The sequence below is a fragment of the Couchioplanes azureus genome, assembly GCF_014648355.1.
GTDB classification, from domain to species: domain Bacteria; phylum Actinomycetota; class Actinomycetes; order Mycobacteriales; family Micromonosporaceae; genus Actinoplanes; species Actinoplanes azureus.
On the sequence record NZ_BMQY01000010.1, the window covers coordinates 1 to 21,517 of the forward strand.

The 21,517-nt window shown below is 72.1% G+C and carries 22 protein-coding genes and 1 other RNA gene; 6 read left to right on the plus strand and 17 right to left on the minus strand.

Going from position 1 to position 21,517, the window contains the following annotated elements:
* Window positions 1-91: 91 nt before the first annotated feature.
* The 4 genes from IEY99_RS27820 to IEY99_RS27835 form a co-directional block, all read right to left on the minus strand.
* Window positions 92-1,006, minus strand: coding sequence for a threonine/serine dehydratase (locus tag IEY99_RS27820; protein ID WP_189207056.1), 915 nt, complete (start codon window positions 1,004-1,006; stop codon window positions 92-94).
* A gap of 421 nt (window positions 1,007-1,427) precedes the next feature.
* Entirely contained in the window at window positions 1,428-2,489 is a 1,062-nt protein-coding gene (locus tag IEY99_RS27825) for a type I glyceraldehyde-3-phosphate dehydrogenase (protein ID WP_189207057.1), read from the minus strand.
* Window positions 2,490-3,874: 1,385 nt separating this feature from the next.
* Window positions 3,875-4,591 (minus strand): RodZ family helix-turn-helix domain-containing protein, encoded by a 717-nt coding sequence (locus tag IEY99_RS27830; protein WP_189207058.1) that lies wholly within the window; start codon window positions 4,589-4,591, stop codon window positions 3,875-3,877.
* Between the two features lie 216 nt (window positions 4,592-4,807).
* Entirely contained in the window at window positions 4,808-5,044 is a 237-nt protein-coding gene (locus IEY99_RS27835; RefSeq protein WP_189207059.1) for a hypothetical protein, read from the minus strand.
* Window positions 5,045-5,131: 87 nt separating this feature from the next.
* Here IEY99_RS27835 and IEY99_RS27840 point away from each other — a divergent pair, with 87 nt between their 5' ends.
* Window positions 5,132-5,584 carry a MarR family winged helix-turn-helix transcriptional regulator gene (locus tag IEY99_RS27840; RefSeq protein ID WP_229799317.1) on the plus strand — a complete coding sequence of 151 codons (453 nt, stop codon included), beginning with the start codon at window positions 5,132-5,134 and terminating at the stop codon, window positions 5,582-5,584.
* Window positions 5,585-6,203: 619 nt separating this feature from the next.
* Window positions 6,204-6,806 carry a hypothetical protein gene (locus IEY99_RS27845; protein WP_189207060.1) on the plus strand — a complete coding sequence of 201 codons (603 nt, stop codon included), beginning with the start codon at window positions 6,204-6,206 and terminating at the stop codon, window positions 6,804-6,806.
* A 216-nt stretch (window positions 6,807-7,022) separates the two neighbouring features.
* Here IEY99_RS27845 and rnpB read toward each other — a convergent pair.
* An RNA gene (gene rnpB, locus IEY99_RS27850) (RNase P RNA component class A) lies at window positions 7,023-7,419 on the minus strand.
* Window positions 7,420-7,525: 106 nt separating this feature from the next.
* Between rnpB and IEY99_RS27855 the strand changes: the two genes are divergently transcribed.
* Window positions 7,526-8,281 carry a sulfite exporter TauE/SafE family protein gene (locus tag IEY99_RS27855; protein WP_189207061.1) on the plus strand — a complete coding sequence of 252 codons (756 nt, stop codon included), beginning with the start codon at window positions 7,526-7,528 and terminating at the stop codon, window positions 8,279-8,281.
* A gap of 28 nt (window positions 8,282-8,309) precedes the next feature.
* Window positions 8,310-8,771 (plus strand): MarR family winged helix-turn-helix transcriptional regulator, encoded by a 462-nt coding sequence (locus IEY99_RS27860; protein ID WP_189207062.1) that lies wholly within the window; start codon window positions 8,310-8,312, stop codon window positions 8,769-8,771.
* On the opposite strand, the gene mctP is transcribed toward IEY99_RS27860, so the two are convergent.
* The 7 genes from mctP to IEY99_RS27895 form a co-directional block, all read right to left on the minus strand.
* Complete coding sequence (gene mctP / locus IEY99_RS27865; protein WP_189207063.1) at window positions 8,768-10,414, minus strand: monocarboxylate uptake permease MctP; 1,647 nt, start codon at window positions 10,412-10,414, stop codon at window positions 8,768-8,770. The genes IEY99_RS27860 and mctP overlap by 4 nt on opposite strands.
* Complete coding sequence (locus IEY99_RS27870) at window positions 10,407-10,661, minus strand: DUF3311 domain-containing protein (RefSeq protein WP_189207064.1); 255 nt, start codon at window positions 10,659-10,661, stop codon at window positions 10,407-10,409. Before IEY99_RS27870 ends, mctP begins: the two co-directional genes overlap by 8 nt.
* Window positions 10,662-10,848: 187 nt before the next feature.
* Entirely contained in the window at window positions 10,849-12,000 is a 1,152-nt protein-coding gene (locus IEY99_RS27875) for a bifunctional RNase H/acid phosphatase (protein WP_189207065.1), read from the minus strand.
* 46 nt (window positions 12,001-12,046) lie between these two features.
* Entirely contained in the window at window positions 12,047-12,781 is a 735-nt protein-coding gene (locus tag IEY99_RS27880) for a zinc ribbon domain-containing protein (protein ID WP_189207066.1), read from the minus strand.
* Window positions 12,778-13,596 carry a Nif3-like dinuclear metal center hexameric protein gene (locus IEY99_RS27885; protein WP_189207255.1) on the minus strand — a complete coding sequence of 273 codons (819 nt, stop codon included), beginning with the start codon at window positions 13,594-13,596 and terminating at the stop codon, window positions 12,778-12,780. Before IEY99_RS27885 ends, IEY99_RS27880 begins: the two co-directional genes overlap by 4 nt.
* Window positions 13,597-13,728: 132 nt before the next feature.
* Window positions 13,729-14,316, minus strand: a complete 588-nt coding sequence (locus IEY99_RS27890; protein ID WP_229799318.1) for a flavoprotein — start codon at window positions 14,314-14,316, stop codon at window positions 13,729-13,731.
* 13 nt (window positions 14,317-14,329) lie between these two features.
* Complete coding sequence (locus tag IEY99_RS27895; RefSeq protein ID WP_189207068.1) at window positions 14,330-15,559, minus strand: helix-turn-helix domain-containing protein; 1,230 nt, start codon at window positions 15,557-15,559, stop codon at window positions 14,330-14,332.
* Window positions 15,560-15,804: 245 nt separating this feature from the next.
* Between IEY99_RS27895 and IEY99_RS27900 the strand changes: the two genes are divergently transcribed.
* Window positions 15,805-16,500, plus strand: a complete 696-nt coding sequence (locus tag IEY99_RS27900; protein ID WP_189207069.1) for a bifunctional DNA primase/polymerase — start codon at window positions 15,805-15,807, stop codon at window positions 16,498-16,500.
* Window positions 16,501-16,657: 157 nt separating this feature from the next.
* Here the strand turns inward: IEY99_RS27900 and IEY99_RS27905 are convergent, their stop codons facing one another.
* Together IEY99_RS27905 and IEY99_RS27910 are read right to left on the minus strand one after the other, a co-directional pair.
* Complete coding sequence (locus tag IEY99_RS27905; protein ID WP_189207070.1) at window positions 16,658-17,251, minus strand: helix-turn-helix domain-containing protein; 594 nt, start codon at window positions 17,249-17,251, stop codon at window positions 16,658-16,660.
* A 107-nt stretch (window positions 17,252-17,358) separates the two neighbouring features.
* Entirely contained in the window at window positions 17,359-18,222 is an 864-nt protein-coding gene (locus IEY99_RS27910; protein ID WP_189207071.1) for a hypothetical protein, read from the minus strand.
* A gap of 409 nt (window positions 18,223-18,631) precedes the next feature.
* On the opposite strand from IEY99_RS27910, the gene IEY99_RS34580 reads away from it, so the two are divergent.
* Entirely contained in the window at window positions 18,632-19,171 is a 540-nt protein-coding gene (locus IEY99_RS34580) for a YciI family protein (protein ID WP_229799319.1), read from the plus strand.
* 241 nt (window positions 19,172-19,412) lie between these two features.
* Here the strand turns inward: IEY99_RS34580 and IEY99_RS27920 are convergent, their stop codons facing one another.
* The 3 genes from IEY99_RS27920 to IEY99_RS27930 form a co-directional block, all read right to left on the minus strand.
* Window positions 19,413-19,706: a barstar family protein gene (locus tag IEY99_RS27920; RefSeq protein WP_189207072.1), complete on the minus strand. Its 294-nt coding sequence runs from the start codon at window positions 19,704-19,706 to the stop codon at window positions 19,413-19,415.
* Between the two features lie 543 nt (window positions 19,707-20,249).
* Window positions 20,250-20,774, minus strand: coding sequence for a hypothetical protein (locus tag IEY99_RS27925; RefSeq protein WP_189207073.1), 525 nt, complete (start codon window positions 20,772-20,774; stop codon window positions 20,250-20,252).
* Window positions 20,775-20,846: 72 nt separating this feature from the next.
* On the minus strand, window positions 20,847-21,476 hold the full coding sequence (locus IEY99_RS27930) for a maleylpyruvate isomerase family mycothiol-dependent enzyme (RefSeq protein WP_189207074.1): 630 nt from the start codon (window positions 21,474-21,476) through the stop codon (window positions 20,847-20,849).
* Between the last annotated feature and the right edge of the window lie 41 nt (window positions 21,477-21,517).

Genomic DNA, 21,517 nt, shown 5'->3' on the forward strand with positions numbered 1-21,517 from the left:
CCACCGCTGCCAGCCGCCAGCCCATCATCAATGAGCCGACACCACCAGCCTCACAGTCAGCCGAGGTCTGTGGGGTCGATGTTCGGGGTGGTCAGGCGAGGTCTGTGGGGTCGGTGTTGGCGCCGCAGAGAAGGACGATCACCCGTTCGCCGGGTTGCGGGGCGTAGGCGCCGCAGGTGAGTGCGGCCTGCGCGGCGGCCGTACCGTGCTCCACCGCGAGGCGGTAGTCGTCCCACAACCGGCGGCGCGCCTCGACGATCGCCTGGTCGTCGACGAGCACCGAGGTCAACCCGGCCGCGAGCGCCGTCTCGACGGCGATGGCACCCGCCCGGCGCGCGCCCAGCGAGTCCGCGGCCACCCCGGAGACGGGAACGTCCACGGGCTCCCCGGCCTCCAGGGCGGCGTTCAGCGCCCGGGCCGTACGCGGCTCGACGGCCACCACCCTGGCCCGTCCGTGCAGCGCCGCGGCCACCCCCGCGATCAGTCCGCCACCGCCGACGGCCACCAGCACGGTGTCGAAGCCGCCGGGCACCTGCTCCAGCAACTCCAGCCCCACCGTGCCGTTGCCCGCGACCATGTCCGGATCGTCGTACGCATGGCAGAAGAGGGCGCCGGTGTCGTCGGCCCGCACGACCGCGGCGGCGTACGCCTCGGCGTACTCGTCCCCGGCCTGGACGACCCGGGCCCCCAGCTTGGCCAGTTTGGCGACCTTGACCGGCGGCGCGGTGACCGGCACGTAGATCTCGGCCGGCACGTGCAGCTCGCGCGCGGCGTACGCGGCCGCAAGACCGGCGTTGCCGCCCGAGGCGGCGATGATGCCGGCGGCCGGCAGGCCTTCCTCGGCCGCCACCAGGATCTTGTTCAGCATGCCGCGGGTCTTGAACGATCCGGCGTGCTGCATCAGCTCGAGTTTGTAACCGACGGAGCCGTCGAACAGCACCGGCGTCCGCCGGATCCGGCCCTCGATGCGCCGGGCCGCGGCTTCGATCGCTTCGCGGGGTGTCACCGATCCGTTCTACACCACCCGGCCGCCGCAGCCCGCCCCGCGACACCATCACCCGGCCGGCTCCGCGGTCCCCACGGCCGACACACCATCACCGAGCCAGCAGCGCCATGTGCCCACGCCCGCGCGCAACGGCCCACGCCCGCGCGCCACTGCTGCTGCCCGCGCGCCACTGCTGCTGCCCGCGCGCCACTGCTGCTGCCCGCGCGCCACTGCTGCTGCCCGCGCGCCACTGCTGCTGCCCGCGCGCCACTGCTGCTGGCCGCGCGCCGCCCTTGCTGTCCACGCGCCGCCGCGGCCCATGTCCGCGCGTCCGCCGCCCATGTCCGCGCGCCGCGGCCCATGTCCGGGCGCCGCGGCCCATGTCCGGGCGCCGCTGCCTTGCCCGCGCGTCTCCGCCCTTGCCCGCGCGCCGTGGGACGGGTCAGGCGGCGGCGGTCTTGTAGAGGATGCCCGCCGGCACGGGCTTACGTTCCCCCACCAGGCGCGAGAGGTCGAGCAGGCGGTGGGAGAAGCCCCACTCGTTGTCGAACCAGCCGCGCACCTTGACGCCGCCGTCGGCCGTGGTCTGGGTGCCGGACGGGTCGAAGAGGCAGGACGCCGGGTTGTCGCGGACGTCGATCGAGACCGTCGGGTCCTGCTCGAAGTCGATCAGCCCGCGCATCGGACCGGCCGCCGCCTCGGCCATCGCGTGGTTCACCTCGTCGACGCTGACCGGCCGGTCGGTCTGACCACCGAGCTCGGCGAGGGAGCCGATCGGGGTGGGCACGCAGTAGTAGCTGTAGCGCACCTCGCCGAGCCGCGGCAGCGCGACGCTGACCAGGTCGCCGCTGACGTGGTCGTGCGGAATGATGCTCTCGGTCGCGGCCCGGCCGAGCCGGGGGTCGTCGCGCGAGGTGCCGGAGGTGGCGTCGTGCACCCGCTGCCAGCCCTGGACCGCGAGCACCACCGAGGTCTGCACGCTGCGCAGGCCGAAGCGGTCGAGCAGCACCTTGGCCATGACCGACAGGGCGTTCACCCCGCAGGAGGCCGGCGAGATCACGTCGTGGTGGACGGGGTCGTAGATCTCGTGGTTGACGCCGAAGACCAGGACCGCGTCGGGGTCGTCGGCGGACGCGCTGATCACGACCTTACGGGCGCCGCCGTGGGTGATGTGGGTGCGCGCGACGTCGCCGCTGCGGAACTGGCCGGTGGCCTCGATGACCACGTCGACGCCGGCGTCGGCCCACGGGATCCGGCCCGGCTGCGCCTCCTGGAACGTCCACAGGGGACGGTCGTCGACGATGAGTTGCCCACCCACCGTATCGACCGTGCCTGCGAATCGGCCGCGGAGGCTGTCGCGTTTCAACGCATGTGCCAATCTGTCCGGCGACGCGATGTCATTAATGGCGGCAACTGTGATTCCCGAACCGGGCGTGGCGCTGATGATGCGCATCACGGATCGCCCGATGCGACCGAAGCCGTTGATGCCGATCCTGACAGTCACCAAGCACTCCTCGCGGCCGCACCGACTACCTCTGCACTTCGCGCCGCGACCGTACTGGGAGCCATCCCAGCGAGCACCCGGCGTCACATATCAGACACTATGAGTATGCAACTTGCACGTCAACTCGAGCAGTCGGAGGGCATACTCACAACCCCGCGTCCCGGTGTCAAGGCGCGACCAACCGGCTTGTACTCATCGGGCGATCCTTCATGGATTCCTTTGCCCACCTGCAAGTTCTACCCGATGACAACATGATCGCAACCCCTGGCACGGTCCACCTGAGTAGATCTCCGGCCGTCGAGACCGGACAGAACGTACCGACGCCCGTCAATGCATTCCGTCACAGTCGCCATCATCGCGCCACACGGACATCACCGCAGCTCAATCCGTTTCCGAGACACCATTCCGCACCCTCGGTGCCGTTTGCAAGACCCGAATTTTCCACGGCCACACGGTAGGGTGACCATTCATTCAGGCAGCCACTACGGGTTACCGCAGAAGAACCGCGGCCGCCCTCCGGCCGCGGGAACGCGTTTCTCACCCACCGCCCTATCCGATTCACGAAAATTTAATGAAGGACATCACGGTCAGACTTTTTACGAGCCGGCCAGGAGCCACCCCCGGCGGCACGGACAACGGCACAAGGACACGAACCCATCACCCGCCGGTACCCCATCACTGCAGGTCCTCCCCACCTGGGCGCCACAACCGCAGCACCGTCACCGTCCACATCACCACGACGCGGCACCCGTCACCCGCGCCGCCACACCCATCGACGCGCCGCCACCCGTCCACCACGCCGCCACCCCTCGGCCACGCCGCCACACCAGTCAACGCGCCGCCACCGTCCACCACGCCGCCACCCCTCGACCACGCCGCCACCCTTCGACCACGCCGCCACAGCCGTCAACCGCGAAGCCCGGCCCGTCAGCTGGAACCAGCCACACCGTCAGCCGCAGACCTCGCCCCACGGGCCGCGCGCCACCACATCGCTGGCCGCACGCGACGTCATCCCTCGCACCTCTTCGCGCCGTCGCCCCGGTGCCCCGTCGTCATCGCCGCCCGCCCCACGCGTCGACGCTGTGCCTCAGGCCGTCCACCCCGCGCCGCACGCATCCGCCGCGCACTCGACGCCGTCCGCCGCACCCTACGCCGGCGACCCCGCACCGCACGCCGGGCGACCAGGCACCGCACGCCGGACGACCCGGCACCGCACGCCGGACGACCCGGCACCGCACGCCGGACGACCCCCCACCGCACGCCGGACGACGCCGCACCGCACGTGGCCGGCCGCACGGCTCCCGGCCGTCCGCTGCGCATCCCGCACCGTTGCGGTCCTGCACCGTTGCGGTCCTGCGCCGTTCGCCGCGCACCCCGGGTCGACCTCAGCGCGGCGTACCCGTCTCGTGACGGTCGGAGCGAACTCGGACCAGCAGTGCCAGCGACTCGACCCCGACCGCAGAGAAGTAGTAGACGCCATGCCCCTGATGCCGTACCAGCAACCGGCCGACTTCCTGCCGCTGCCGCCGCGCGCACGGCACCAGCACCAGCGAGCGCCCCAGGTGCAACCCTGCCACGTACAGGTGCATGATCGTCGCGTCGCCGCCCCAGTCCCGCAGCCGGCAGCGGTCCGGGTGGCGCGGACGGGCCTCCACGGCGGCGAAACCGGCCTCCCGCAGCGAAGCCACCGCCGCCCGCGCACACTGCCGGCCGGGAACAAGCCCAGCCACGGCATCCGCGGGACGGCCCACGAACTCGGAGTCGTCCAGCGGCATAGGCGAGTTCCCACCCGGCGCAGTCACCACGCCCGCCCGGAGTGGGATCGCCGAGTTCGCGCCCGGCGCAGTCACCACGCCCGCCCGGAGCGGGATCGCCGAGTTCGCGCCCGGCGCAGTCACCACGCCTGCCTGGAGCGGGATCGCCGGGCTCGCGCCCGGCGCGGTCACCATGCACGCCTCGGTCGGAATCGTCGAGCTCGCCCCCTGCGGGAGCATCGTGCTCGCGTCCGGCGGGATCATCACGCTCGCCTCCTGCGAAACGGCTTGGCCGCAGCCTAGGGAGCCGATCCCGGCGCCGGAACGCGCCAGGCGGATGCCCGACACAGCCGCGCTCCCCGGTTGCGCCGTCCCGCCGGACCCCGCATCATCGCCTGGCCGCGCATCATCACCGCTGCCGCGTGAACGCCAACCCGCGCATCATCGCGGCACCAAGGACGGCTTGATCCGCTGGGACGACGACGCGCACGATCCCGCTTCATCAGCGTTCCCGTGTCATCGCCGCTTCCCGGACCCGTGGGGCGAGCCGGACCGCCTGCCGTCTCAGACCGCTCGCTGTCCCTCGCGGGCGAGGCGCTTGCGTTCGCGCTGGTCCCGGGTGAACTGCTTGCGGGCTTCCAGGTCGCGCTTCCACTGTTCGCGGGCCGGTTGCTCGCATCCGTGCACCGCGTTCGCGGTCTGTGCGGGTCCGATCATCGACCGGAAGAACCAGTCGTCGAAGGTGGCGTGGAACCAGCGCACGAACCGGCTGCGGCGCGAAGCGCCATCGGTCTCCGGCATGGCGAGCACCTTTCCTTGATACTTGGTGGACCAATCGTTGGTACCCCAACTATTGGTAGTCTAGCGGGCGACCTGAGGAGAACCGCCGTGCGTGAGCCGATCCACACCACCGACCCGCTGGCACTGGAGCAGCAGGTCTGCTTCGCCCTGTCGGTGGCCGCGCGCAGCGTCGTGGCCGTCTACCGCCCGCTGCTCGAGCCCATGGGCCTGACCCACCCGCAGTACCTGGTGATGCTGGCACTCTGGCAACATGCGCCCCTGTCGGTACGCCGGTTGAGCGAGCTTCTCCAGCTCGATCCCGGCACCCTGTCACCACTGCTCAAAAGGCTCGAATCGGTCGGCTACCTGCGTCGCGAGCGGGATCGCAGCGACGAGCGCAGCCTGGCCATCGTCCTGACCGCCGAGGGCCGGGCCCTGCGCGAGCGCGCCGAGCGCATCCCGCCGGCCGTGGTGGAACGGCTGGGGATGCCGATCGAGGACCTCCAACTCCTGCACGCCGCCCTGACCCGGGTCATCGCCGCCGCGAAGCCGGCAACCTGAGATCACCCGCAGACCACTTCCCACGATCTTGGGCAGGCCGCGGCCGGAGAAGCGCGCAGACCGCGCTCCGAGTTCCGGTGCACATCGCGGCCCGAGGGTTGCGGGCACACCGCGCCAAGCGTTCCCGTGCACACCGGCCCCAGGTCCCGCGCACACCGCAACCCCGAGGTTGCGTGCACGCCGCGACCCCGAGGTTGCGTGCACACCGCGGCCCCGGGTTCCGCGCCGGGTGCGGTCCGAGATCTCGGGGAGACCCGGCTGAGATCTCCTGGGGGCGCCGGCGCCGTGCATCTGCGGCCCGCGCCGCCGTGCGTACCCATAGCAAGGTTTGACGCTGTCCACATTGGTCCCGGATAGCGGTGGTCTGCGGGGTCGCGCAGCGTCGGATGCCGGACTCAATCGTCATACTTGCCGGTGAGCACAGACATGCAAGTTGACCTATAGGATTCGCTCGTGGGTGGCGGCGGGACTCCGATGGTGCTCGATGTTCGCGGTGCGGAGGATGCCCTTCGCCCGGCGACGCGCGCCACTCCGCCGCGCCCGGACCGGGCCGTCTCGGCCGCATGCGGGAGAGAGCCGATCGACTCGCCCGCCGGCATCCGGGCCCGGGCAGTCCACATTGGCTGAGCGGCTGGCGGCCGGACGGCGGACGCGGTGGCACCTCGGCGCCACCTGGAGTCTCGTCGCGGCCGCGATCATCACGTTCTCGTGGCTGACGACGGCGTCCTACGTCCGCCAGACGCTCAGCCCCCGGCCGGGCGAGGCGGACACCACGATCAGCGACTGCCGGGCCACGGCGGCATGCGCGCCCGACGCGGCGGAACTCGTCGACCAGCAGCTCGCGTACCTGGGAACCACGAGGGTCCTGGCCTACGTGTCCGGATGGTCGGTCACCCTGCTCGCCACGGCCATCCTGGTCGTCGCCACCTGGCGCATCCTCCGGGCCCGCAACGACCGGGCCGCCCGTCTCCTCGGCACCGCCTGGAAGGCCCCGGCCGGAGCGGCGCTGTTCCTGCTCGTCGCGATGGCGACGGGCCTCGCCGCCGGCGCCCGGAGGTTGGCGGACATACCGGACGCGGCTCGCATGTCGACCTTCATCGCGGCCTTCGACTCGCCCTTCACGGATGCGGGCCACCTCTCCTTCCTGGCCTGGCTCGTCGCCGTCGGCGCCGCCCTGACGATCGCGATCCGCACCCTGCAGCAGCCGCTCGTCACCAAGTGAGCGACCCGGGAGGGGCACGAACGGCGGGTCGCCGGCCGGGTTCTGGGCCTGGCCGGTAGCAGCGGGGCGGCGACGCCGACCATGCGCGCTCCCGGGACAGGGCGACTCCGGCAGGGGCGCACCGGTTGGCTCGAAGGCACGGCGGGCTGTTGTCGGCGAGCGACCACGACCACGACGTGACGGCCTGCGTCGCGGTCAGCAGGGCCAGGTGGGCGACGGACGAGTCGGCCTGTACGCCGGATTTTGTCCGCGGCGATCGCTCGCCGCTGGGCGGTCATCCATCTCGGCCTGCCGTTGCCGACAGGCTCTTGCGGCCTACCCGCAGGCTCGGGCGAGCAGCCCTCGAACGCCTGCGCCGGCCCGGGCCTTGCGGTCCGGGCCTTTCTTGGCCTTGCTCCGGGTGGGGTTTACCGAGCCACCCCGGTCACCCGGGGTGCTGGTGGGCTCTTACCCCACCGTTTCACCCTTACCGGCTCGTCGCCGGCGGTCTGTTTTCTGTGGCACTTTCCCGCGGGTCACCCCGGGTTGCCGTTAGCAACCACCCTGCTCTGCGGAGTCCGGACGTTCCTCGGCGGCATCCCAGGGATGCCGACGCGACCGCCCGGCCGACTCGTCCGTCGCCCGATCATCCTACCCAGGGGCCTTCCTTCCCGCGGGACCCGGCACGTCGGCCTGCCGGACCGTGGCGGGGCGTCCGGCACCGTAGATTCTGTCGCATCATGGATGTCGGTCATGTTCTTCTGCTGGTCGCCGCCGGTGTCGCCGCCGGGGTGGTCAATGCCGTCGCCGGCGGCGGGTCGCTGATCACGTTTCCCAGCCTGCTCGGGATCGGGTTGCCGTCGGTCGAGGCCAATGTCACGAATTCGGTGTCGGTCTTTCCGGGGTACGTGTCGAGCGTGGCCGGCAGCCGGGCGGATCTGGCCGGCCAGGGGCGACGACTGTTCTGGATCCTGCCGACGAGTGTGGCCGGGGGCGCCGCGGGGTGTGCGCTGCTGCTGGGTACGCCGGCGCGGGCCTTCGAGGTCGTCGTTCCGTTCCTCGTGCTGGCGGCGACGGCGACGCTGGCCTTCCAGGATCGGCTGCGGGCCCTGGTCGGGCGGACCGGCCATGGCGACCGGCGGGTGGCGCTGCAGGTGGTCGTCTTCGTCGGGGCCGTGTACGGCGGCTACTTCGGCGCGGCGCTCGGCGTCATGTACGTGGCCGCGCTCGCCCTGGTGCTCGACGAGTCGCTGAACCGGATCAACGCGCTGAAGAATGTGCTGTCCGCCTGCGTCGGGCTGGTCACCGTGGTGGTTTTCGCGGCTTTCGCGAATATCCACTGGGGAGCGGTGCTGGTCGTCGCTCCCGCCACCGTCGTCGGTGGGTACGCCGGAGCGCGCCTCGCGCGCCGCCTGCCGGCGCCCGTACTCAAGGGCCTCATCGTCACATTCGGTGCGGTGATCGGAGTGGTGCTGCTGTGGCGGGCCTTCCGGTGACAGAATGCCGACGACGAGGGAAGGGCACATGGCTGAGGATGAGGCGGCGCTGGGCGTCATCGAGACCCAGGTCGCAATGATCGTCCGGCTGGGCGAGGCCACCCGGCGCAGTTCGCCGCGGCCGCATCGGGCGCTGGACCGGGCGGCGTACGTGATCCTGCGGCTGCTGCAGGACGCCGGCCCGCAGAACGTGTCGGCCGTCGCCCACCGGCTCAACCTGGACGGCTCGACGGTGACCCGGCAGGTCGGCGCCATGCACCGCGACGGCCTGGTCGAGCGCAGCCCGGATCCCGAGGACGGGCGCGGCACCGTGATCGCCGCGACCGCGCGCGGGCTGGCCCAGGTGGAGGCGGTGAGCCGGGCCCGCCGCGAGCTCTACGACTCGGTCCTCAGGGACTGGACGCCCCATGAGCGCAAAGAGCTCGCGGCGGTGCTGGAACGGCTGACCCGCGACATGGACACCTACATCAAGGGTCGCGGCACGGCCTAGGTCGAGGAGCCGATCGCGTCCGGGGTGGTGCGGGCCTTCTCCAGGCGCGGATCCCCCTCGTCGGCGAAGTAGTCGTCCGGCGTGGTGCCGTCCACTCCCTCCGGCGTCTTCGCCGCGCGCAGGATCAGCGTGACGACGACCGCGACCAGCAGGTTGAGCGCGACCGCGACGAAGCCGACGTAGATCGTCCGCTTGGTGTCGAAGCCGAACTCGGCGAGCGGGAACGCCGAGCCGCCGAAGTGCTTGCGCCCGGTCGCCGCGTTGGGGATCTGGTAGAGCATCCACATGCCCAGGGCCATGCCCGCGGCCCAGCCGGCGATCAGGCCGCCGCGGTGCAGCCAGCGGGTGTAGAGGCCGAGGGCGACCGCCGGGGCCGTCTGCAGGATGATGACGCCGCCGATGAGCTGCAGGTCGATGGAGAACTGCGGGTCGAGGAAGATGATGCAGGCCACCGCGCCGACCTTGACCACCAGCGACGTGATCTTGGAGACGTTCGCCTCCTGGGCGGGCGTGGCGTCCTTCCTCAGGTACTCCTTGTAGATGTTGCGGGTGAACAGGTTCGCCGCCGCGATCGACATGATCGCCGCCGGGACCAGGGCGCCGATCCCGATGGCCGCGAACGCGACGCCCGTGAACCACGCCGGGAACTGCTGGTCGAACAGCAGCGGCACGACCGTGTTGCTGTCCACGGTGCCGGCCTTGGTGCCGGGCAGCGGCTTCACGCCCGCCGAGATCGCCATGTAACCGAGCAGAGCGATCAGACCGAGCAGCAGACTGTACGCCGGCAGCGCCGACATGTTGCGCTTGATCACGTTGCGGTTCTTGCTCGCGAGCACGCCGGTGATGCTGTGCGGGTACAGGAACAGGGCCAGGGCGGAACCGAGCGCCAGGGTGACGTACTGGAGCTGGTTGTCGGCGTTGAGGATGATCCCGTCGCCCGGCGCCGGGGACGCCTGGAACTTCGCGTTCGCGTCGTCGAAGATGCTGCCCCAGCCGCCGAGCTTGTACGGCAGGTAGAGCACCGCCACCAGGATCACGATGTAGATCAGCGTGTCCTTGACGAACGCGATGAGCGCCGGGGCCCGCAACCCGGACTGGTACGTGTACGCGGCCAGGATCGCGAACGCCACGATGATCGGGGCGTGCCGGGCCAGCGCGCTCTCACCGGTGACGCCCATCGTCTTGAGCACGGCCTCGATGCCGACGAGTTGCAGCGCGATGTACGGCATGGTCGCCACGATGCCGGTGATCGCGACGAGCAGCGCGAGCGTCGGCGAGTCGAAGCGGGTGCGCACGAAGTCGGCCGGCGTCACGAAGCCGTGCCGGTGCGAGACCGACCAGAGCCGGATCAGGATCAGGAAGAACAACGGATAGATGACCACGGTGTACGGCACCGCGAAGAACCCGGCCGCACCGGCACCGAAGATCAGCGCGGGGACCGCCACGAACGTGTACGCGGTGTAGAGGTCGCCGCCCACCAGGAACCAGGTGATCCAGCCGCCGAAGCTGCGCCCGCCGAGCCCCCACTCGTCGAGGTGGGCCATGTCCTGGGGCGCCCGCCACCGGGCCGCCACGAAGCCCATGCCGCTGACGACGAGGAACAGGACGGTGAAGACGACGATCTCGGTGATGTGGTCACTCATCGCCGGCCTCCTCCGGCACCGGGCGACGCGGCGTGGGAGGGCGCCGGGTGGCCAGGTAGACCGCGGACGTGGTGGCCACCCCGAGGACGATGAAGGCGAGCTGCAGCCAGTAGAACATCGGGAAGCCGAGGAGCCGCGGCTCGTCGCGGTTGTAGAGCGGGGTCAGCAGCGGCACGACGATCGGAACGACGAGCAGCCAGTTCCACGGGCTGCGGTCACTGCGGCCGGAACGTACGGGTTCCGTCATGGTGGCACCTCCTCTTCACCGGTATGCACGGCCGTCGGCCGCACGTTACCGAGAGGTGCCGGGCCCGCACGGATGCGGAGATCATCATGCGCCGAACGGCCCGGGTGGTGCGCCGAACGGCACACCACCGGCCCCATCGACGCCGGTCAGCGCGGTCGCGCGGGCCGCGCCGCCGAGATCGGCCCGGCTAGCGCAGGTGTGCCGTCTCGTTCACCGAGCGGACCGCGATGCCGCCGTCCGGCCACATGTCGACGGTGGACACCCCGGCCGCGTCCAGGAAGAGCCGGTGCAGGAACATGTCGCTCGCCGCGAGCGCGTCCCGCAGGATCAGCTTGATCGGCGAGACGTGCGAGACCACCACGACCACCGACGACGGGTACGCCGACCGCAGCGTCGCCAGCGCCCCGCGCACCCGCTTGGACACGGCCTGGAACGACTCCCCGCCCGGCGGCGCGACGCTGGTCGACTCGAGCCACCGGTCCAGCTCGGCGGGCCAGCGCTCCTTCACCTCGGCGAAGGTCAGCCCCTCCCACTCGCCGAAGTCGCACTCGATCAGGTCGGGCAGCACGGTCACCGGGATGTCGCCCTGCTCGGCGGCGATGAGCTCGGCGGTGCGTACACACCGCTGCAAGGGCGAGGCGACGACGGCCGCGACGTCGCGGCTGATGCCGGCCACCCGGGCGGCCGCGGCCATGGCCTGGGCCTCGCCCTCGTCGCAGAGCGGGACGTCGCCGCGGCCGGAGTAGCGGCCCTGCTTGGTGAGCGCGGTCTCGCCGTGGCGCACCAGGATCAGCCGGGTGGCGGCCTCCAGGGACGGCGGCGCCCAGCTCCTCGGCGCCGCCTTCGCCCCGGTCCCGTTCCCGCCGCTCTTCGGCGGCGCCGTCGGCTCGGGCTCGATCACGTCCCGGACCGGCTTGCCGGCCGCCTCGTCCATCGCCCGGTTGGCCAGGGCGTCGGCGAGTTTGTTGCGCTCGCGCGGGATCCAGTCGAAGGTCACCGAGGCGAAGCCGTTCACCAGCCTGGCCGCCTCGGCGGCGAGCGGGCGCAGCCCCGGGTTTTTGATCTGCCAGCGGCCGGACATCTGCTCGACGACGAGCTTGGAGTCCATCCGTACGTCGACCCGGGTCGCGCCCAGCTCGGCCGCGGCCCGCAGACCCGCGATCAGCCCGGAATACTCGGCCACGTTGTTGGTGGTGGCGCCCAGGGCACCGGCACGCTCCAGCAGGACGTCGCCGCTGCCCGGGTCGCGGACGACGGCACCGTACCCGGCGGGTCCCGGATTGCCCCGCGACCCGCCGTCGGCCTCGACGACCACCCTGAGATCGGGCTCAGCGCTCATGATTCGCTTCCTCGTACGGCGCTGAGCAGGCGGCCGACCCGGTCGCTCACAGTCCGGACTCCGCCGTACGGACCATGATCCGCCGGCATTCCTCGCAGCGCACCACCTCGTCGGCGGCGGCGGACTTCACCCGGGCCAGGTCGGCGCCGTACAGCTCGATGCGGCAGCCGCCGCAGCGCCCGGCGCGGAACAGCGCGGCGCCGAGGCCGGTCTCCTCGCGGATCTTGTCGTAGAGCGTGAGCAGGTCCGGCGGCAGGTCCGCGGCGAGCGGCGCCCGGGACTGGGTCTTGAACTCCTGCTCCTTGCCGATCTCGGCGTACGCCTCGTCGCGCCGGGCCTCGGCCGCCTCCCGGCGCGCGGACGCCTCGGCGATCCGCTTCCTGACCTCGTCGAGGACCTGCTCCGCGGTCTCCCGGCGCTCCATGAGCTCGAGCTCGGCGTCCTCGAGCTCGGACTGGCGGCGGTTCAGCGTCGCCAGCTCGTGCTGCAGCCCCTCGATCTCGCGCAGCGCGCCACCGGCCTCGAGCCGGGCCTGGTCGCGGTCCTTGCGGGCGCGTACCTGCTCGATGTCCTTCTCGAAGCGGGCGATGTCGCGGTCCAGGTCGTCGACGGCGACCTGGGCCCGGACCCGCTCGTCCTCCAGCGCGGACAGCTCGCGGGCGACGGCCTCGATCTCGGCCAGCTCGGGCAGCGAGCGGCGGCGGTGCGCGAGCTGGTTGAGCGCGGTGTCGATGCCCTGCAGGTCGAGCAGGCGACGCTGGGCTTCCGGGGCGGCCTTCACAGATGGTTCTCCTTGTCGGGGCTGACCGCGTGCACGGTCCAGGGGTCGGTGTCGAGATCGGACACGAGCGCGGTGACGCCGAACTGCGCGCGCAGCCACCCGGCGACCTCGTCGAGCCAGGGCCGTTCGCTCGCCCAGTGGGCGACGTCGAGCAGGGCGGGACCGCCGGCGGCGAGGTGCTCGCTCGCGGGATGGTGGCGCAGGTCGGCACATAGGTACGCGTCCGCGCCGGCGGCGGTGGCGTCCCGCAGGAACGAGTCGCCCGCTCCCCCGCTCACCGCGAGGGTGCGCACGACGCGGTCGGGGTCGCCGGCGGCGCGGACGCCCGCGGCGGTGGCGGGCAGCCGGCGGGCGACGAAGGTCGCGAGGTCGGCCAGGCGCATCGGGGTCGCCAGCTCCCCGACCCGGCCGGCGCCCCGGCCGCCGCCCTCCGCCGGGCTGCCCGGCGCGGCCGGCACCAGCGGGCGCGGCAGGACCAGGTCGAGCCGGGCGGCGAGGGCGTCGGAGACGCCGGGGTTGGCCACGTCGGCGTTGGTGTGGGCGACGTAGAGCGCGATGTCGGCCTTGATCAACCGGTGCACGATCCGGCCCTTGTAGGTGTCGGGCGCGACCGAGGAGACCCCCTTGAGCAGCAGCGGGTGATGCGCCACGATCAGCGCGGCGCCGGCGTCCACCGCCTCCTCGACCGTCTCCGGCACGCAGTCGACGACGCAGAGGATCGTCTCGACCGGCCGGTCGAAGTCGCCGAGAACCGGGCCCACCCGGTCCCACTGCTCGGCCCAGACCCGTGGATATCGGGCATCGAGGGCAGCCATCACCTCACGGACGGTGGGTGGCGCAAGGGCGGTGTCGGTCACGGCCGCCAACTCTACCCAGCCTCGGTATCCGATCCCGGCCTCACACGGCTGCCGGCTCCGGCCGCCGCCGGCGCCGGGTCCGCCACGGCCTCAGGAGCGGGCTCCCGGCTCGACCCGGGTCTCGGTGTCGAACCGGGTGTGCAGCGCCTGCAACGCCCGGCGCCACGGGAACTGGCTGCGGAAACGATCGTTCTGGCCGGGGCCGCCGAGCCGGACGACATCGTCGCCGTGCAGCACCTGGACGCCCCAGTTGCGGAGTTTCGCGATGCTGTCGTGCAGCGTCGGATGCATCGCCATGACCTTGTTCGTGTACGGCACCACGACGGTCGGGATGCCGAAGCCGTACCCCTCGACCAGCAGGCCGAGCACGAGCGTGTCGGTGATGCCGGCCGCCCACTTGTTGACCGTGTTCACCGTCGCCGGCGCCACGATCATCGCGTCGGCCGGCGGGAGCAGATCCTCGTCACCGGGGTTCTTGTAGTAACTGCGTACGGGATGCCCGGTCTGGGCGTGCAGGGCGGCCGCGTCGACGAACTTGCGCCCGTCCGGGGTGGTGACCACACAGACCTCCCAGCCGTCGCGCTGGGCCAGGTCCACGAGCACGCCCACGTCCCGGGCGATCGGCGAACCGCACACCAGGACGTACAGCACGCCCGGTGCGGGATTGGCACTTATCACCGCAGAATCCACCTCATACGCCGACTCCCATCTGTTCGGCCAGCTCCGCGATGGGCGCCGGCGGGGTGCCCCTGGTGCGTCGCAGCACATCGGAGATGACCTCGTGGGCCAGCGGGCGGCAGCGGATCTCCGAGGGGGCGAGCCGGTCGCCCTCCAGCAGCATCTCGCTGGCCTTCTCCACGTCGCCGAGCTGCGTGTAGCCGCGCGCGATGTCCAGGTAGTGGTGCGCCCGCCGTTCGGGCAGCATCGCGGCGAACGCGGCCAGGTCGATATTCAGGTGCGTCTCGATTGCCTTGCCGCCGTCGCCGAGCTCGACCGCGGCTGCCGCTCGGTGCAACTCCACATTAGTGGGCCCAAATGAAGTCCAGTAGTAGTTGAAATCGCCGCCGAGCGCGCCCGCCGCCTGTTCCGCGCCGTTGACGAGGTCACGCACCGTCGCGCTGTCGCCGATACGGGCCGCGGCCATCGCGCCGGTCAGCAGCAGCAGCCCGTACACGGAGAGCCGTTCCGGGGTGGCCGCCTCCGGAGTCGTCGGGGCGAGCCGGTTGGCGATGTTGACGTTGACCTCGAGGGCCGAGCGCACCCGGCCGAGCGAGAGCAGCGCCATGCCGACCCGGTGGCTGGCCATCCCGGCGAGCAGCTGGTCGCCGGCCCGCTGCGAGACCGCGATCGAGCGGTCCGCGGCCAGCCAGGACAGCTCGTGCTCGCCGACCTTGCGCAGCGCCGACGAGGCGATCTGGTACACCTGGCCGAGCAGGTGCGCCGCGTCGCGGGCCTCGTCGCCGCTGGCGTGGGCACTGTCCGCCGCTTGCGCGTCCCGCAGCAGCTGCGGGAGCTTGCGCGCCAGCACGCCGTACTTCGCGTGCTGGTAGGTCAGCCAGGCGTGGCTGACCGCCTTGCGCATCTCGGTCAGCGGCGGCGCCTGCGGTACGGGGTGGAAGAACGCGCTCATCTGGTCGTACCGCTCCAGGGCGGCGCGGATCTCCTCGACCTCGACCTGGTCGATGCAGTTCTGCGTCTCCGGCCGCCGCTCGACGTCCTTGCCCAGCAGCAGCTGGACGTCGATGGCGAGCACGTCGGCGATCTCGTAGACGACGGAGAACTTGTCGAGCCGGCGGACCCCTCGCTCCACCTTGTCGACCCAGCTCTTGGACTTGCCCAACCGGTCCGCGAAGACCTGCTGGGACATCTTGCGCCGGCCGCGCCAGTAGGCGACTCGACGGCCGATCGGCAGCTCGTCCACGGTGCCTCCCCAAACTCACCCGGCGACCCCCGCCGGTGAGCACCCGGTGTTTCATCCGGCAGTGTGGACCTCACCCGTCTGTGCTGATCGCACAGCTTGTGTGATCGCCTGCCCACCGTTGCTCGTAGTTTCTCATGCAACTTGCAGTGCGTGACCTGACCGAACCAACGAAGCGTGTCGTGCTTGGTGACGGCAACTCCGGCTGATATAGCGGCGGGAGTCGGCGAATCGGGGGTATTCCGACCATGCAGTGGAGCATCCGGCAGCCGATCGGCCCATGGGCGACGATCGATCGGCTGCGCCTGCGCCGGGCGGCACTGCGCTACGCCGCCCGCGGCTGGGCGGTGACGCCGGGCGCCTACCTCACCGGCGACCGGTTCACCTGCGGCCGGCCCGGCTGCCCGATCATGGGGTGTCATCCCGCGATCGAGTGCTGGGAGGACGAGGCCGCCACGGATCCCGAACGGATCGCCCGGTGGTGGCGGGAACGCCCGTACACGGTGCTGCTGGCGACCGGGTGGAGTTTCGACGCCATCGAGGTGCCGGCCCCTGTCGGCCTGCGGGTCCTCGGCGCCGTCCGGCTGCACACGGACGTGATCGGCCCGGAGCGCGGCGACGCCCGCGGCCCGGTCGTGGTCACCCCGACGGGCCGGTGGCTGTTCCTGGTACGCCCCGGCGAGGACCTGCGCCCGGAGCTCGCGTCCTGCCTGGACGTTCTGCGGCACGGTCGCGGCTCGTGGATCCCGGCGGCGCCGAGCCGGACACCACAGGGGCCGGTGCGCTGGGCCGTCGCCCCGGAACAGACCGGCTGGCACCTGCCCGCCTCGCACACCGTGCAGGCCGTGCTGCTGGACGCACTGGACACTCTCGGCCGGCGACCACAACGGAGAGTCACCGCGACCGTGCCCCGCCAGATGTCCACGGCCCGCCGGGCGGCCTGAGCCCAGCGGCCGGGACGCCGGCCGTCCACTGTCGGCCGCCGGGCCCTCGAGCCTGGCAGCGGACGACGGGTGGGTGCGACCGAGGGTACTCATGTCAGCAGCCAAGGTATGTGCCTACTTGGCAGTAGACTAGTCACCCAAACCGGTGAAGGCGTAATTACGGAGAGCTTTGTCCACGGTGGGGCCGTGCCCGCACGTGCATGCGCTCCCCTTGCGGTCCGAAAATTGTCAGAATCTCGACGGCGTCCCCGGCCGCGCTGCCGAACCAGTGCGGGACCCGGGTGTCGAACTCGGCGGCCTCACCCGCGGGCAGGATCAGGTCGTGCTCGCCGAGGACGATTCGCAACCGCCCGGTGAGGACATACAGCCACTCGTACCCCTCGTGGGTCTGCGGGTCCGGCTTCTTCGGCGGACCGGCCGGAATGATCATCTTGAACGCCTGCAGGCCGGTCGCCTGCCGGCTGAGCGGGATGATCGTCTGGCCGCTGCGGTGCTTCACCGGCCGCGCGTAGATCCGCGGGTCGCCGGTGGCGGGCGCGCCGACCAGCTCGTCGAGCGGGACCCGGTAGGCCTGGGCCAGCGGGAGCAGGAGTTCCAGGGTCGCCCGGCGCCGGCCGGACTCCAGGCGGGAAAGGGTGCTGACCGAGATGCCGGTGAGCTCGGACAAGCCGGCGAGGGTGGTGCCGCGCTCCCGCCGCAACGCCCGCAGCCGGGGACCGACCGCGGCGAGGACGTCGTCGTTTGCCGTCACGGCACATCACTGTGCCACCCGCGCGATCCGACCTTGAGCCCGTTCGGGCCATATGCCGCTTATGAGGGCGATTCTGCCGTCCTGTCCGGTGCCGTCCCGGGGCGCCGTCAGTGCTGGTGGCCGGCGGCCAGTTCCCGGTAGGCGGCGATCACGGCCGCGGTCCGTTCGGCCAGCTCGGGGCCGGAGTCGGCGGGCGCCGCACCGGCGACGGCCAGGCGCGAGATCGCCAGCTCGGCCTCCCGGGCCGTCTCGCCGACCCGCTGCTCACGGATGAGGTTCTCGCCCGCGAGCGCGGCGGCGTTGATGCTCGCCAGAATGCGGTTGGCGGCGGCGGCCGAGGACCGCCACAGCCCCTCCACCCGCAGCCGCTGCTCGGCGAGGGCCTGCACGGCGGGACTGTCGGCGGGCAGGTTGTGGTCGGCGGCGGCGCCGAGCTCCTCGCGCAGCCGGCGGATCTGCTGCCGCCGGTTCATGATCGCGGCAAGCTCGCGGAGGGCGGCGGTGAGGCTGCGATCGGCGTCCTCCGCGTCGATCATGTGCCGCAGCTGCGGCCAGGTCCCCCGCACCCGCCGGGCGACGACCAGCGCCCGCCCGTAGGCGGCCCGCTCCTCGCCGGCATGCAGGACGACCGAGTCCTCGCCCCGGGGAAGCGCAAGCGTGCCCTTCCGCGCCGCCCGGGCCTGCTGCACGCTGACGACGGTGACCAGGGCCAGCGACCCGGCGGCCGCGGCCCACCACGGAATGCCCAGGGCGCTGAGAACGGCGGAGAGCACCAGCAGCACCAGCGACAGCTGCGACGAGAACCGCACCCGCTGCTCGCGGCTGCGCCCGCTCGGCAGCACCGGCACGACCTCGGTGACCGAACCCTGCCGCACCCGCCGGGCGCGCCCGGTCCGCATCCGGATCGGGTACGGGGACACGACGATCTTCTCGTGGTCGGCCCCGACGAAGAGGCCCTGGAGTCCGGTCACGGCGCACCCCTTCCGGCCCGCTGCCCTGGTAGCTGAGCGGACCCGGCCGCCGAGGGGGTACGGCCGGGCCCGCTCACCTGCGGAGCCGTCCGCAGGTGCCAGAAGGATCGGGTGGGGGTGACCGGACTTGAGCCGGGCCGGGGTGCAGCGAGGGTGCACCCGAGCCCTTCCCCGCGGCCCAGCCGGGATGCACCCGAGTCCCTTCCCAGCAGCCCAGCCAAGATGCACCCGACCCCCTTCCCCACAGCCCAGCCAGGGCGCACCCACGCCCCTTCCCAACAGCCCAGCGGCCAGGGACGCAGTGCCCGGTCGCCGTCGTGCCGGTGACCGATGTCGAGAAGCCGCCGGTGGTTCCGTCCCAGAGAGACCGCGCCGCATCCCCGGCGCGGCAGCAGGACGGAGAAGCCGCATGAAATACCTGCTCACGGTCACCTGTCACGGCGTCACCGGCGCCCCGATCTCCGGGCTCAACCAGGCCCCGACTTCGGGGCCCAAGGACGCCCCGGCTTCCGAGTGGAAGGACGCCTCGATCTCCGGGCGGAAGGAGACCCCGACCTCCGAGCGGAAGGAGACCCCGACCTCCGAGCGGAAGGGCGCCTCGATCTCCGGGTGGAAGCCGGAGGAGATCAAGGCACACATGGACTACCAGGCCGCCCTCCACCGGGAACTCGTGGCGAGCGGCGAGTATGTCGACGGGCACGCACTCACCGGCCCGGAGCTAGCCAAGGTGGTCACGTCGGACGGCACGACGCCCGTGGTCACCGGCGGCCCGTTCGCCGAGCCCGGCGAGGTGCTGGCCGGCTTCCACCTCGTCGACGTCGAGTCGGAGACCCGGGCCGTCGAGATCGCGGGCCGCATCTCCCAGGTCCCGGGCCCGGGTGGCACACCTTTGTGCCAGCCGGTCGGGGTCCGCCGCCTGATGGACACCGCCGACGGCGACACCCTGTGACAGCGGCCGTCCCCTGCTCAGCGGCCGCCCCGCGGGGCCCAGCGGCCTTCAGTGACTCAGCGGCCGTTCAGTGGCTCAGCGGCCGTTCAGTGGCTCAGCGGCCGTCCCCTGGCTCAGCGGCCGTTCAGTGGCTCAGCCCCGTCCCATGGCTCAGGGTGGACGGCATCGCGGCATGGTGGGGCACCGGCGGCCGGCGGCATCCGCCCCGGGGAAAGCAGCTCACCACGCTACGGAAGGAGGCCTACTCGAAGACGCGGAAGATGAAGCGCTCGTTCCAGCCGCGCCCGGCGTCCGTCGCCTCGATCTCCTCCAGGGTCCGCACGTACCGCTCGTAGAGCTCGAGGCCGAGCGCCAGCCGCAAGCTTCCGGCGTAGGTCCACACCAGCTGGAGCGGCCGCGGATCACCGGCCGCGAGCCGCCGACCGAGGTCGCTCAGGTCATGGCTGTAGTACGGCCCGTATCCGAGCGCACCGGCCAGCCGGCGGTGCAGATCTGCCTCGTCGAGGATGAACCGGCCGTCGATGACGACGTTCACCGTGCGCGCCTCCCACCCCGTTCGACACCCGACGCCTGGTCAACGATCCATGACGAGCTCACGATCATGACTAGTGGCATGCGTCTCGCCGTCTGTGCCCCCGGCACGCCCGGTGAAAACGCCTCCGCCAAGACCGACACGGACGATATGGCGGCCGATGCGTCACCTGCCAGAGCAACGGGCGCAGCCCGTGCCGGCACACACAGCGAGCAGACCCGGCCGACCCACCGACAAGCGGCAGCCACGACCCCGCTCGCGGCGCCACAGGCGGCAGCCACGACCCCGCTCGCGGCGCCACAGGCGGCAGCCAGGCGCCACCCGCACGCGACAACAGCGGCCCGGCCGCACCCGCACCTCACAACCGGCGGCCGCACCGGCACCACGAGGCAGCGACCACGGCCGCACCCGATTGCCGCAACCGGCGGCCCGGCCGGACCCGCACGCCACAGCTGACGGCCACGGCCGTGCCCGCGCGCGACGAACGGCGGGCGCGGCCGGGTACGCACGCCCGGACGGCCGGTGCCGGACCGCCCGGCCGCTCGCTCATGTCGCCCGTGCCGCCACCTCCTCGGTCGCCGGGTGGTCGACGGTGCGATGTCGCGGGCCGGCCTCCGGTGCGACCTCGCCGAGGCCTTCCAGCCGCGCCCGGATGCCGCCCCGGCTGCGCCCGAACTCCTCCATCAGCTCCCGGTCGGAGGCCCCCTCCCGGTAGCGCGCCACGAGGCGTTCGTCGTCCTCCGTGGACCAGCGGACGCCGAGGTTGGGATACCGCCTGGGTTTGCGTTCGGCCGCCCGGGGCGTGCCGCGCCTGGCGCGCAGGGCGGTGAGGCCCGACAGAGTGGAGGCGAGGGCCTCGGTCACGGCGGGGAGGTCGGCGGGCGAGATCCCTCCGCCGAGCTCGCTCACCACCTCTCCACCGGGGCCCCAGCCCGTCACGGTCAGTCTGATGCGGTCGTCGCCCGTACCCGAAGCGATCAGGTGGTAGGCGTTGTCGCCGGACAGGAAATGCCGGTCCAGGTGGGTGTGTGGGCGCCGGTCCAGTTCCGGCGCGTATGCGTTGGCTTCCATGGGACGACCGTAGGGCGAGGCACCGACAGTTTCCGGCGGGTCTGCGCCGCCCTGTCGCCTACGCGACACCGGTCAGCGAGCGATGCGCTTGTCGAGGACGCGCACTCCGGGCCCGCCGAGCTCGCTCAGCGCCACCCCGCGCCCGCACATCGCCATCATGAGCGCCTCCGCCGGGCCCGCCACCAGCGGTCCCACTCCGGAGAACCAGTCCAGGTCGGACGCCTCGAAGCGCAGTCCGGCCACCCGCCGCCGCGGCGTGAAGCCGTACGCCCGCCCGCCCGTGAGGAACTCCAGCGACGCCCTCAGCCGTTCGGGACGCAGGTCGTGGGGCAGGCCCAGCGGACGGCGCATGTCCTGGCCGTGCACCTGGAGATCGGTGAGCTGACCCTCGTACCCGACGAATGGGGGTTTGAAAGGATGGTCTGCTTTGTCGCGGAGAGCCTGGGCGAGCTCCGCCGCCGGCCGCGCCGCCGTCAGCACCGCGAGCTGCGCATTCGCCCGGTGCAGGCGGAACCCGTTGCGGGCCAGCAGCGGCAGCAGCGGTACGGGCGGCTTGTCCACCGCCGCGAGGAGGTGACCGGCCACTTCCTTGACCGTCCACTCGCCGCAGAGGCTCGGTTTGTCGAGCTGGTCCGGTTCCAGCGAGTCGAGCAGGTCGGCGATGCGGCGGCGCTCGTCGGCGATGGCGGCACGGATATCCACGGCGCCAGGCTAGCGGGCGGTTCGCCCAGGTCGCCGCGGAT